The organism is Tahibacter sp. (assembly GCF_032229445.1).
GTDB lineage: Bacteria > Pseudomonadota > Gammaproteobacteria > Xanthomonadales > Rhodanobacteraceae > Tahibacter.
The window spans coordinates 56,648-69,925 of record NZ_JAVTWC010000023.1 but is presented as its reverse complement, the minus strand read 5'-3'; the positions used below and the strand labels follow the sequence as shown (position 1 = coordinate 69,925).

At 63.3% G+C, this 13,278-nt stretch carries 4 protein-coding genes and 1 pseudogene; 4 read left to right on the top strand and 1 reads right to left on the bottom strand.

Annotation, left to right across the window (positions count from 1 at the left end; translation table 11 throughout):
- Window positions 1–434 precede the first annotated feature (434 nt).
- Together RUU78_RS05590 and RUU78_RS05585 are read left to right on the top strand one after the other, a co-directional pair.
- The gene (locus tag RUU78_RS05590; RefSeq protein ID WP_313914523.1) at window positions 435–9,539 is read left to right on the top strand and encodes an RHS repeat-associated core domain-containing protein; all 9,105 of its coding nucleotides are present in this window, start codon (window positions 435–437) and stop codon (window positions 9,537–9,539) included.
- Window positions 9,540–10,010: 471 nt separating this feature from the next.
- Window positions 10,011–10,295: an immunity 53 family protein gene (locus RUU78_RS05585; protein ID WP_313914521.1), complete on the top strand. Its 285-nt coding sequence runs from the start codon at window positions 10,011–10,013 to the stop codon at window positions 10,293–10,295.
- Window positions 10,296–10,641: 346 nt separating this feature from the next.
- Here RUU78_RS05585 and RUU78_RS05580 read toward each other — a convergent pair.
- Window positions 10,642–10,839, bottom strand: a pseudogene (locus RUU78_RS05580) (transposase domain-containing protein); the annotation flags it as partial.
- Window positions 10,840–11,198: 359 nt separating this feature from the next.
- On the opposite strand from RUU78_RS05580, the gene RUU78_RS05575 reads away from it, so the two are divergent.
- A complete protein-coding gene (locus RUU78_RS05575; RefSeq protein ID WP_313914519.1) occupies window positions 11,199–11,696 on the top strand; it encodes a hypothetical protein in 498 nt (165 codons plus the stop codon).
- A 255-nt stretch (window positions 11,697–11,951) separates the two neighbouring features.
- Window positions 11,952–13,229: a DUF5074 domain-containing protein gene (locus tag RUU78_RS05570; protein ID WP_313914517.1), complete on the top strand. Its 1,278-nt coding sequence runs from the start codon at window positions 11,952–11,954 to the stop codon at window positions 13,227–13,229.
- Window positions 13,230–13,278: the final 49 nt, after the last annotated feature.

Below are 13,278 nucleotides of genomic sequence, written 5' to 3'. Positions count from 1 at the left end.
CGGGCGCAAGGTTTGCGCGTCGCAGCCGTCATGCCTTTGCAGCACCGATAGTCGATACGTATACTTTCTGGCCGATGCAGGCGCCGCGCTGCGCATCGTCGTCCAGTCGCAAATCCCGTCTCTTTCTCTGTTGCAGCGACCACATCCGGTGTCGGTCGCAGCAATTGCTTGTGCGTCGTGCTCAATTCCGAAGACGTGCGAGTGACGGGGCGGTGGGTCGGGAGACGTCGCGCACCACGGCGCCGGGAAGGCCCAGTGCAGACGGTCGCGATCGCTCCGTTTTCCGTCAACGGCATGAGCCTGTGCCTACGCGGCAGACGGCGTCCGGCGGTGAGCGTGATCATCTTTTGTCCGATATGTCGTGAATACCGATGTAGGTGTCCGCTTGCGGGCGGTATCCAATCGTCGGGTCTTGGTTTTCAAGAGGGGTTTCCATGGGTTTCAGCAGGTTCTTCCGATCGCCGCGCGGCACCGCCGGCGCGTCTTTTGTCGGGTCTTCGGCCAGCCGCGGCGCGCTGACATGGGGGCGGGGTATTTTTCGCGGACTCCTGCGCATCGCCCTGCTGATAGCAGTGGCCGGTCCGCTGTGCGCAGCGCCGGAAAACGTGGATCTGGGCTTCATGGGTCTGGGCGAGGCGCAAGGGGTCTGCCGCAGCGCCAATACTGCGGCCTGGCAGTCGGGTGTTGCGCTCGCGCAGCCGGGCCGCTGGTGGAATCCCAAGCGCTACGGAACCGGCTGGGACCTGGTCTACAGCGACGACCGGAAGCAGCTCAAGGTGTTCCTGTACACGTACAACGCGAACGGCCATCCGGTCTGGCTCGCGTCGAAGATGATCCGGATCGACGAGGCGACCGGCGATTTCTGGCGCGCCGATCTCTACGAGTACACCAAGAATGCGGCGACCGGCGTCATCGACATGAACAACGATGTCGGCGACGTGTATTTCCGCTTCTTCCGCGACGATCCGTCGCGCATCGCGATGCGGTGGCACTGGCGGGATATTCCGATGCCACCCGGCACCAGCTACTTCGAGGAATGTCTCAACGATCTGACACGGCTGAACCCGACGTACTACACGGGCACCGCCGCAGCGCTCGAGACCAAGCAGTTGTTTTCGCCATCGCTCACGTCCGGTCTCAACCAGACGTTTTCAGGCTACTGGTCGGATACCAACAACATCGAGGCCATACCCGGCGTGGTCATGACGATCATGCAGACCTCGCTCGGCAACGACGAAGGCAAGCTCGGCGAAGCAGCGGTCTGGCTCACCTATAACGAAACGCCCGAGGTCATCAACGGCGTGTCGACGAAGCGCCCGGTCTTCATGCAGGCACAACGCCGGAATTTGCGCCCCTCGCTGCCGTTCGAGACCGATTCGTTCGAGCTGTTTTTCCATTACTCGCAGTCCGGCTATCCCGGATTCCCGACGGTCGATTGCCCGGCGCCGGGCAACGATGTGACGAGCTGCGTCAGCAACATCCCTATCGGCACCTACGAGCGTACGTTCCGTACCGACAGCAACTACCGCACCGTGAGCGTCAAGTACACGCTCAACGGCGTGGACTCTGCCGGCTACGTCACCGTGTCCAATGGTGGCAGGCCCGCGGTGAAGCTGCGCAGTCAGTTTCCGCCGGTTGGCGGTCAGCCGAGCACGCAGTCGTCGATCCACCACCGCACGACGCGCCTGCAGGACATTTCAGTCAATCGCTATGTCTGCGGCCTTGCGGCCACCGTGCCGCCGAACCCGCCGCCGACTTGCGACATTTTTGTCAGCTGGTCAGGCAATAACGTTGGCAAGCCGTGGAAGCGCGACCTCGGCGCGTTGCGCTATGACGCAGCGCCGATCAGCACGGCCGACGTCGGCATCGAATCGGTCAAGATGAGAGCGGGCGACCGCTTCCAGCTGGAACTGTGGTCGGGCGTGCCGGGCGCACCGGGTGCCGTAATGCTCGACAAGGCGCCGGAAATCCGCGGCGTGCTGCTGGATTCGGCAAATCCCGGTGCCATCACGGTGCCGGACGCCGATCCGATATCCAACCAGGAAGATCTCGGCGCGCATGTCGCGACGGTCGGTGCCGTCGCCGGCAGCGCCGACGTCAGCGGCGGCGCTGCCAGTTATACCGTGCCGATCGCCGTGCCGCCCGGCCGCAATGGCATGCAGCCGTCGGTGTCGCTGAGCTACAGCAGTCGCGGCGGAAATGGCGTCGCCGGACTGGGCTGGAGCCTCGGTGCGGGCAGCAGCATCCATCGCTGCCCACGTACGCAGGCGCAGGACGGCGCGCCACGCGGCGTGCGGCTCGACGCCGAGGATCGGCTTTGTCTCGACGGGCAGCGTCTCATGTCGGCACCGAACGGTGGAATCTACGGAACGCCTAACGCGCGCTACCGCACCGAAATCGACAGCTTCGCGCAGGTCGTTCAGAGCGGCAGCCTGGCGCTCGGCGATGTCTGCTTCACGGTGCAGCAGAAGGATGGCCGCATCCTGACCTATGGCTGCATGCCGCCGAACCAGCACGTCTGTGCAGGTGGCGTGCCGCCACGCGTACGTCCGAGCGAAAAGAGCGTCGAACTGTCCTGGTTGCTCAGCCGAGTGGAGGACCGCAGCGGCAATACGATGGAGTTCTGCTACGAGAGCGGCGCGGACACGAGCGAGGTGCTGCTCAAGAAGATCGCCTACACCGGCTCGACGCTGGGCGGTGCGACTGTGTCGGTAGCCACGCCGACGCGCTCGGTCGTCTTCGACTATCTCGCGCGGCCGACAGATTGGCGCGGCAATGACCGCAGTTCGTCGTGGATCGCCGGCGGCGGCCTTCAGCAGTCCAGGCGCCTGACCGAGATACGCACTTATTCGCCAGATTCGGAGTTGCCGCTGCGGGTATACGAGCTGGACTACAAGGACATAGCAGTGTCCGGCCTGCAATACAGCTATACCAGCGGACGCAGCCTGCTGCGCCGGATAACGGAGTGCGCCTACGACAGCAGAGGCACCAGAACCTGCCTGTTGCCGACGGAATTCAGCTGGTCGGACGGCAACTGGATGTACGAGAACCGCCGCTTCGCCGTATCCGCGCCGGGCGTACAGCAGACCGCGCCGACGACACCTCCACCTGCCGGTGAGGAAGAGCACTACGTACCGGAGTACCGTCGCAACCGCATCGAGGCGACCGGCGATCTCGACGGCGATGGTTCGCGCGAGTGGTGGATCACCAAAACGTGGTACGACGGCATGTGGCGTACACAGGTGCAGCTTGCGAAGGTCAATGCCGACCGCGTCACGCAGGGCGTGGCAACGATCACCGACCTCCCGCCCTTCGCGCGCACCGCGGATCTCGACGGCGACGGCATCGCCGAGCTGCTCAGCGGCACGACGATATACAAATGGAAACATGGGCGCGGCGCGCCGCTGTGCGACGGCGGCGCCGCGACCTGTACCGTGACCGCTGCCAGCCGTTTCACCATCGTCGCGACGAATCTGCCGGCTGGCAGCCTCGACAGCGTCGAAGGCATTGCCGACTTTAACGGCGATGGCGCGCCGGACATCCTCATGCACGCCGCTCCGCTGAACCCGTGTCCGGTTTCCAGCATCGCGCCACAAGGCGCAGACGGTGAACTGCCGAGCGGCTGCACGCCGCTGTACGTCCATCTGAACACCCGGCCGGGCGCAATAACGACGAACACAGCGAGCTTCGCGTTCACGCTCAAAGCGATGATCGGCACAATGTCGAACTACGGCGGGCTGGCCGAATCGGTGCAGCACCTGACCGACTTCGATGGCGACGGCCTGACCGACGCAGTGATTGCGCGCCCGAGCGGTGTTACGCGAGTCCTGCGCACGACGCAGAGCGGAAGCGTCCTCGGCAGCATCGAACTCAGCTTGTCCGATGCCGGTTTCAGCGGCGACACGAGCAACCTGCGCTGGCTCGACGTCAACGGCGACGGTCTCGATGATGCGTTGAGCGTGCTGCTGCCTGACTCGGTCGCTGCCTGCGAGCGAGAAGGCCAGTGCCTGGGTTTCTGGAAACTTCAGATCAACAACGGCGGCAAGCTGCGGGATGCGGCGATGCTGACCGGTTCCACCACCGCGGGACTGCGCTTTGGCTCCGTGCGTGGCAGCAGCACGCCGACACTGCGCTATTTCGGCAAGCTGCTGTCCTCGGACATCGATGCCGACGGCCGCGGCGACCTGCTGTACCCGGCGCGCTTCGCGGCGCGCCTGTGCTTCGGCGCTTACCTGCCGCACAGCCGGTTTCTCGCGCCGCGTCCGGCCAAGGATTGTCCTGTGCAGCAAGGGCACGGCGCGACCTGCGAAGCCGACGTCTGCGCTGCCCCTCCGCCCGAGGACGGCGATACCTGGGATGAACATCCCAGTGGCGCAAAGATCGGCGCCGCCGATGCCTTCCGCAGTGGCCTTGGCGCCTTCGACCCCAGCGTCTATCGCTTCAACGCGATCCGTTTCGTGCAGACCGGCGCCAACGCGTTCCGCCTGCAGATCGACGAAACGCCGGTCATCGCCGCGACCTCGGTGCTTGGCAATCAGGCCGGCCGCATCGACGACTATTTCGGCGACGGGCTGGCCGATGTGGTCTCCGACGTCACCTGTCCGCTGCGCCCGAACGCGCTGTTTGCGCTGAACACCTGCTCGCTGGCCGCCGGTGGCATGGCCGGACCAGGCCTGCCCGACGGCAGCAGCTTCATCGACAGCGCCCAGACGATCCGCATGAGCGATATCGTCAGTTCGTCGAATATCAACCTGCTGATCAACGAAAATCAGGGCGACGGCGCGCGCAGCGGTGCTTCGCCGATGTTCCCTGATCTGATGGTCACCGCGGTCAACGCGTTCAAGGAGCGCGCGCAATGGGACTATTACCCTTTGTCGAGTGCGGCCGGCCGCAGCGGCACGGATTTCCCGCTGTACCAGATCGACGGCGACTACGTCGACGCCCGCCACTTCCTGTTCCAGTCGTCGATGCCCGTCGTGTCGGTGTTGGCGCGTTCGCATGCGGCGACAGGCGGCGCGAGCGGCGTGCCGGCGGCTGGTACGCGCAGCGTGCGCTATGCCTACGGCGGTGCGATGTACCACAGCGAAGGCCGAGGTTTTCAGGGCTTCCGCACGATTGCCAGTGAAACGATGGGTGCGCCTGACCGCACTATCCGTACCGTCACGACCTTCCACCAGAAATTCCCGCTTACCGGGCGCATCGAGCGAGTGGAATCGCGCGTGCCGCAGGTTGTGGGACCCAACGGGGTGGTGTCGCTGGAGAATTTCGCCTGGCGCTGCAACCGCGCCCACCGGCTGCAGGGCTGCCCTGGGCAGAACGGCGCAGCACTGACACCGGACCAGATCTACTGGCCCTTCCTCAGCAGTAGCGTCAAGGAGACGTACGACCTGGCCGCCGCCGAAGCGGGCTCCGTTGCGCTGCCGGTGTCGTCCACGATCACGCTCAATGCCAAGTCGTCGGGTCTGTTGTCCGGATGGGACGCCTACGGCAACCTGACCGACCAGCAGGTGACCACGCGCGATGGTTCCGGCGTGGCCAACGGCGAGCGCTACTACCTCGCCACGCATATCACGTCCACGATCAACACCTTCGACACGTCGACAGCGCGAATTGATGAGTGGTGGCTCAACAAGCAGATCGACAGCCGGGTCCAGGCCACGGTGAGCTACCACGGGCGCACCGCGCCGGACGGAATTTCCCTGGCGCCAAAGGAAATCCTCAAGCAGTTCGAGTGGGACACGGCCGACCGCATGTTGAGTGCGTCGACCGTGACGGATCCGCTGTCGAATACCTACGTGCGGACCGCATACACCTATCCGACGCCGAGCCTGGGATTGCCGGACTCCACCACCGTCAGCGACACCGGGATCTCGCCCGTACGGGTTACGCGCGCGGGCTACAGCGACGACGGCTATTTCCCGGTGTCGACCACGGCCGTGATCAGCGCGGCGACGCCGTCGCTGAACCACACGTCCACGGCCCAGGTGCGCGCGAGCGACGGTCAGCCCATCACCACGACCGACGCGAACGGCATCGAGACGCGAAATCAGTACGACGCGTTCGGTCGTCTGATCCATAGCCGCACCTACGGCAACAGCGGTCTGGCGCTCGCGCCAGCGAGCGAAGTCAGCCTCAAGCCGTGCGGCACGACGTATCCGTGTTCGGCCGCCGACGAAAACTTTGCGACCTATTACCAGTCCGTGGTTGCCGATGGCGCGCCGAGCCAGCGGATCTGGTTCGACCTGCTCGGGCGCGAGGTCAAACGTGCGACGCGCGGCTTTGACGGGCGCTGGGTCAACGTGTCGACGCGCTACGACACGGGCGGCACCGCCAGCCAGATCTCGGCGCCGTACTTCACCGGCGAGACGCCCCTGTATACGCAGATCACCTACGACCGCCTGGGCCGCATGAAGAGCAAGCGCGCGCCGGTGGCGGAACTCAATCCGGTTCAAGGCGACGTCGTGACGACGTACACCTACGACGGGCTCGAAACGCGCATCCAGGTCAGTCCTGTCAACGGGACCACGGCTTGCGAATCGAGTCCGAACCTGTGCCTGACGATGTCGCGCCAGCACAATGCGCTGGGCCAGCTCATGCGCACGACCGACGCGCACGCCGGCCGCACCGACTACTGGTTCGATCCGATGGGCAGTGCGGCGGCGCTGCGCGATGCGAACGGCAAGGCGACGCTCGCCAGCTACACCAGCTTTGGGCATCGCCTGACCTCGAGCGATCCGAACCAGGGCAACTGGAGCTTCACGTATGACGCGCTGGGCGGATTGCTGACGCAGACCGACGCGCGCGGTGTGAGGACGAGCGTGGTGCAGCGTGACGCACTGGGCCGCGTGCTTCAGCAGCAGCGCGAGCCGACGCTGCCGTTCGTGGTGAACGGTCCGCTGACCGACGAGAAGGTGCTGGACCGCTGGACCTACGACAGCGCGGGCATCAAGGGCGCGCTGGCGCAGGTGCAGCGTCAGACGGTCAAGAGTCACGAGAACTTCAGCGCGCAGACGCCGGTGGCCTGGCAGGAAAGCTACGGCTACCGGCTCGACAGCGGCCGGCTGTACACGCGCACGACGTCTTCGCAGGGCGGGCCACTCGTGCCGTTGACGCACACCTACGCGTACGACGGGTACTACGGGTATCTGAGCGCGGTGACGTATCCGAACGCACCGCAGCCGCTGACGGTGTGGAAACGCTATACCCGCTATGGCGCACTGTCAGGTCTGGTGGACGCGCGGATGATGACGCCGCTGTGGTCGATGAGCCAGGCGGACGCGTACGGCAAGCCGACGCAGGAGCAGTTCGGCTATGCGCTGAGCGGCACGACGACCTATAGCCGTTCGACGGGTCAGATGCTGACGCAGGGCTGGGTGCCGTTCGACCGGCCGACGTTCCCGGGCAATGTGGAGACGATCGGGTACGGCTACGACGTGCTGGGCAATCTGGTGAGCCAGGAACGCAAATGGCGGCGCTATGACGTGGGCCGTGGCTACGCCAATGTCCTGCTGGACACGGGCATGTCCAACTACCTGGGCGCGTCGAAGGAAACCTATCGCTACGACGGCCTGCAGCGGTTGCTCAGCGTTGATCGCGCGACGGGTACGAGCACGGCCGAGGCCAATCCGTTTCCGTACGGACCGACGACGACAATCAACTACCAGTACGACGCGGTGGGGAACATCAGGTCGAAGTCGGATTTTGCCGACAGCTACACCTACGGCACGGCGGCGACGCCGGGGGCTGTGGGCACGGGCGGGACGCCAACCCAGGGCGGCGCGTGTGGCCCCAACGCGCTGTGGCGGACCGTGGACACCGGGAGCAATCTCACGCGCGACTATCGCTGCGACAACAACGGCAACCAGGTCGGCGAGACGATGACGGGTGACCGGCTCGGCACGCGCGCATTGGTCTTCGACGGCGCTAACCTGCCGACGAAGATCGACCATACCGATCCGTGGCCAACCGCCAACAGTTTTGGCGGCCATGTGAGTTTCGCCTACGGCCCGGACAACGCGCGCTATCGGCGTACCGAGAGCTCTGGCCTCGTCATCCACTACGGTGCCGATGGCTACGACCAGCAGATCAGCCACAACCAGACGCTGCACCGCATCGACCTGGGGCCAGTCCTCTACACGCGGGTCGTCACGGAAGGTCAGGGCGGTGCGCCCGCGATCGCCGCACCGGCCCAGGTCGCGTATCTGCTGCGCGACCGGCTGGGTTCCACGATCGGGATGGCCGACCGCTGGGGCGACTTCAATGGGACCGACCCTGGCGTGATCTTCGACACGGGCAATGCCGATGGCCATCAGCGGCGGTTCTACGACCCGTTCGGCGCGCCTTCGGAGCCCAACTTCACGCGCAACACGCAAATGCCCGAACTGCGCTGGCACCCCTACAGCCCGATGAACTGGCGCGGCTTCACCGGCCACGAACATCTCGACGGCTCGCGCCTGATCCATATGAACGGGCGCGCGTTCGACTACCGCAGCGGACGCTTCCTGAGTGTCGATCCGATCGTGCAGGCGCCGGGCAATAGCCAGAGCCTGAATCCGTATTCGTATGTGTTCAACAATCCGCTGAGTGGGATGGATCCGAGTGGGTATGCGTCAGTCGACGCCGGTTCGATCTGTGCACGCGGCGCAGGCGTGTGCGGCGCCGTGCTGGGCACCGACGGCCTAGCCGCGATGAGCGCGATGACCGTCTCTCGGCCCACGCTGAGCCAGCTTACGCAGATGGCGGTCGATCGGACCGCGGCGTTCAGTACCGGGGTTCTGCGTAACGGTGCGGACGGCGGGCAGGGCGCGAATGGCGCGGGCGGTGCGGCCAACCAGCAGGCGGAGCCGGCGGACCAGGGAGCGCAGGGCAACAGGGAGTATGCCGTTCCGGTGGATGGCGTGCATCGGGCCACGCCGCCGTCGCTGAGCGACTACCTCAGGGCAGGTGCCAACGCCACCAATGATCCGGTGGCAAGACTTGCCGAGGGGGCCTTGACCAGTGGCGCGGAGCTCTACACCGCTGTCACGGGTGGCTTCGGTAACGGGATCAATCCGTACACCGGCGATCATATGAATCGCGAAGAGCGAACCTCGGCCATTGGGCAAAACATCTTCTTCTCGCTGATCGGGTTGGGTGGGCGGGGTGGAGCGATAAGATCCATCACGTCAGGCTCTACAGATGCTGCATTCGGCGGAGCGCTGTACTCTCCCGACAAGCTTCGTCAGCTTGTTGCGTATCTCGAACGACGTGGCGTTTCTGTTTATGGAACCGAAAGAAATCCAAGATTTACTGCGCGTGCGGACGGTTCGGGGATGATGGAGATCCCAGCTAGTCCAACTGCCCTTCAAGTTAAGCATGAGCTGTCACACTATCTGGACTTCAGGAACATGGGCTACGACGCATATAGAAATCTGGGTCGGGCAGGCCGCGAAGCGGCTGTATTGCAAAGGCTTCAAAACAATCGGATTTGGCCTGCGTTGAATAGTGCGGAGCAAAATTTCTCAATCAACTATGTGGAGCGCCTTCGGCGCGCGGAGTGAGAAAAACGAATGGAAACTAGTGAAGCAATCGCGATCGCGGCATCCTTCTTACTGAGGAATGGAATTCCTTTTGTTGAGCCGGGAAAGGCTAGTCCAAGACCTGACGGTCTCGTCGAGGTGATATTCATGATCCCCGAAGCACTCAACCCTGATGTCGTGGTTGACCCGCCCGATGTTTGGGTGTTGGTTGATCCGTCCTCCGGAATTGCTTCTCTTATTACAATAATGTAAAAATCAATTTAATTTATTATGTAACTTTTTTGGACATTTGCCCATCTATCCATCCCGCGCTCTATAAAAAATCCTTCGTGCATCGTTAAATCTAATGCTGAACTACCTTGGAATTGAAGTTTTGGGCGAATTTCGTTTAGCTGCGGTCAGTCGATGATGTCGAAGTCCCGGCACTACAAGATCAGCGACGATGGATGACATTCGTACGGCGCGAAAGGTCATCGAACGGCGAGGTAACTGATGAGTACCATCTCAAGGCTCTGCGCTTGGTTTGAACGCCAATGCGTCGATGATTGGCATGAAGACCACGGAATCAAAATCGACACATTGGATAATCCGGGTTGGTCGCTAAAAGTTGATCTCCGAGGGACGGCGCTAGAAAAAGAAGTCTTTCAAGATGTTAAAGTTGAGAAATCTGATTGTGATTGGTTCGTCGCTCGCAAGAGGGGTGAGATTTTCGAATCTTTCGGTGGGCCAAAAAATCTTGACGATATGATTGTGAGCTTCCTTGCCTGGGCTGAATAGTTTCCTGCTGTCCCGTCCACACTGTCCACATCGATTTTCCCAGGCCGGTGTGCGTGTTTTTCACGCCAGTGCCGTCGTTACCTGCCTGCCAAAAGCGAGCTGCCAGATGAAGAGACTGCTTCGCCCGCGCTACCGCAAGCGCTTTTTGGATTCACCTACCCATCGACACCGGCTCGAGGCGCAGTTACCCCTTGGGCAGTGACTTGCCATCCGCCTAGGGGTGAAGCAGCACCAGACGCGCTATATCCAGAGCAATATCAGCCGACCAGCCCCAGTATCGGGCGAGCCAATGCTCGATGGTCCTGGTTGCTTTTGCACGGTAAGCGCCGCCTCAGCGCCGTACTTGCTAAACCGACGCCCCCAAGAGATGGGACCGTAGCGGATTCTCGGCGAAACATTCTTTCCACAGTCGCGGCGTGAGCTCTGCGACGCGCGACTGGGGGTGTTCGGCAACGCGCTGCAGCACGTCAACGAGGTAGGTATAGGGGGCGACGCCGTGCAGGCGGCAGGTGATCAACAGGCTCTGCACGATGCCCACGCGCTTGGTTCTGCGCAACGGTGCGGGCGGCGGGCAGGGCGCGAATGGCGCGGGCGGTGCGGCCAACCAGCAGGCGGAACCGGCGGACCAGGGAGCGCACGGCATCAGGGAGTACTCCGTTCCGGTGGATGGCGTGCATCGTGCCACGCCGCCGTCGCTCAGCGACTACATGAGGGCAGGTGCCAACGCCACCAACGACCCTGTAAAGCACCCGGCTTTGCCGGGGGATACTTGCATGAGCGACACTCGTGTTGGTCCGCCCGTAGTCGGCCCCGGTCCGCACGGTCCCAATATTTTCCTCGACCGGGTGTCACGGTGACCAGAAAGTTCGCCGAACAGTTCAACGCAATATTCCAGGCGATCCCATGAGCACACGCAAATCAGATGCCAGAGGCTATCTCCGCTGGATCATCGCCAGTGACTACTACGACGGCGCGACGGTGGGGATAGGGGAACGTGCCATTGACGGCGTAGCGGTATGGTTCCGAGTGGTTGCGTGGGACGACGAGCAGTGGCAACGAGTCTTCGCAAGTACGGCCGTCGAGTTGTCACTTGCAGAGCAGCTTGTGCTTGAGCTCGAGAAGACCGAGTCGAGGAAGTCGCCATTTTGGTTGCCTGGGCCGCCGTCCGCTACGCCGGGCACCAAGAAGGGCTGGAGTGAAATCGCACACGCTGCAACTCGATCGGAAACTTGGCGGCTGGTCGAAGCACACGATCTGAATGAACCATCGGCAGAGCATTCTGTAATGCGGGCCGACGTTCCGCGAGTGCTTGCCTGTGTCCGCGCCGGATCGGTCCTCGGGGCAAATGGTCCCTCGCTGACGGACAGCTTCCTGCAACAAATCCGTTCGCAGGCAGGATAGTGTCACTACGTTCCACCAGATCCCGCTGACCGGGCGCTTCGAGAACGTGGAAGCGCGTGTGCCGCAGGTCGCTGGCATCAACGGGCGGCTGTCGCTGGAGAATTTCGATTGGCGCTGCATCCTGGCCGGTGTCCCGAGTTACTGCAAGGATGCCTTGCGCGCCCCGGCGACAGTTTCATATGCCGATTTGCGCAATGAGTCAGGGCGGCGGCCGTCGTCACCTTTTTCTGCGCCGCCCTACACAGGGGCTGTTCGATGAACTCCGTAACTGCACGTCGTTTGTCCGCCTGCGCCGCTATCGCCATCTGCTCGTTGTATGCGCTGGCGCGGACAGGATTCGCGATCGCCGGACCGTATGCCTATGTGCCGGTAGCGAGCAGCTACACCGTGTCGGTGATCGATACCGCGACCAATACCGTGGTCCATGATGTTCCGGCGGGGGAGGGACCCATCGGCGTCGCGGTCAGTCCTGATGGCTTGCGCGTCTACGTCGCGAGCCAGAATGCGCACTCCATGATCGTGATCGATGCCTTGACCGATGCCGTGGTCGGGACGCTCGCGCTTGCGTCCGATCCCTTCGGTCTCGCGGTCACGCCGGATGGATCGCAAATCTATGTGACCTTGTCCGGCATGGACGCGATCGCCGTCGTCGATGCGCAGAGCTTCACCGTCGTGGACACCATTAATGTCGGCATGACGCCGCGCGCCATCGCCTTCACGCCGGATGGGGGCAAGGCGTACGTCGCCAACCAGAACGGATCGAGCGTGTCGGTCATCGACACGCAGGACAACAGTGTGACCCGGACGTTGCAGACCGGCGGATTCGCACTCGCCACCGCAGCCAATCCTGCGGGCACGCGCGTCTACGTCGCTGTGTCCGGTGCCGGAGCGGCAGGCGGTCTGTTCGTAGTCGATACGGCCACCGACGCGATCATTACCTCGATTCCGGTCGGGGAAGCGCGCGGCGTCGCTGTCGCGCCGGACGGCCGCGTCTACGTGAGTCATGACGACAGCGTGTCGATCGTGAATCCCGGGACGAATACGGTGGCGACGACCATTCCGACGGGGGAAACCGCCTATGGCGTTTCCATCAGCCGCGACGGTGCCCGTGCGTATGTGGTCAACACGAATGGTCATTCGGTTTCGGTGATCGACACGGCGCTGGGTTCGGTAGCCGCGACGATTCCTTTGGCCGGCGGTGCCTTCTCGCTCGGCAATTTCGTCGGGCCGCCGATCATGCCTCACCCGCCCGCGTTGCTCGCGGCCAGCGGACGGCACCGCGCGGTCCAGCTCGATTTCGATGCGCCGCGGGACGGCGGTTCGTCGATCATCGAATACACCGCGACCTGCGGCGCATCCAGTGCGATCGGAGCCGCGTCGCCGCTGATTGTTGCCGGTCTGAACAATGGGACGACTTACTCGTGCTCGGTTTCTGCCAGAAATGCGATCGGCGTCGGACCGCTTTCCAATGCGCGGGACGCGATCGCCGGGGTTGCCGACGCGATCTTCATCGATGGTTTCCAGGCGCCCTGACCCGTGGGCGCGCAGGACAGCGCCGTCGCAATGACTACGCCAGCGAAGA

Bases quoted from the DNA above. Each gene is read 5' to 3' on its own strand.
- RUU78_RS05590 (WP_313914523.1), top strand. From the start codon at position 435: ATGGGTTTCAGCAGGTTCTTCCGATCGCCGCGCGGCACCGCCGGCGCG.
- RUU78_RS05585 (WP_313914521.1), top strand. From the start codon at position 10,011: ATGAGTACCATCTCAAGGCTCTGCGCTTGGTTTGAACGCCAATGCGTC.
- RUU78_RS05575 (WP_313914519.1), top strand. From the start codon at position 11,199: ATGAGCACACGCAAATCAGATGCCAGAGGCTATCTCCGCTGGATCATC.
- RUU78_RS05570 (WP_313914517.1), top strand. From the start codon at position 11,952: ATGAACTCCGTAACTGCACGTCGTTTGTCCGCCTGCGCCGCTATCGCC.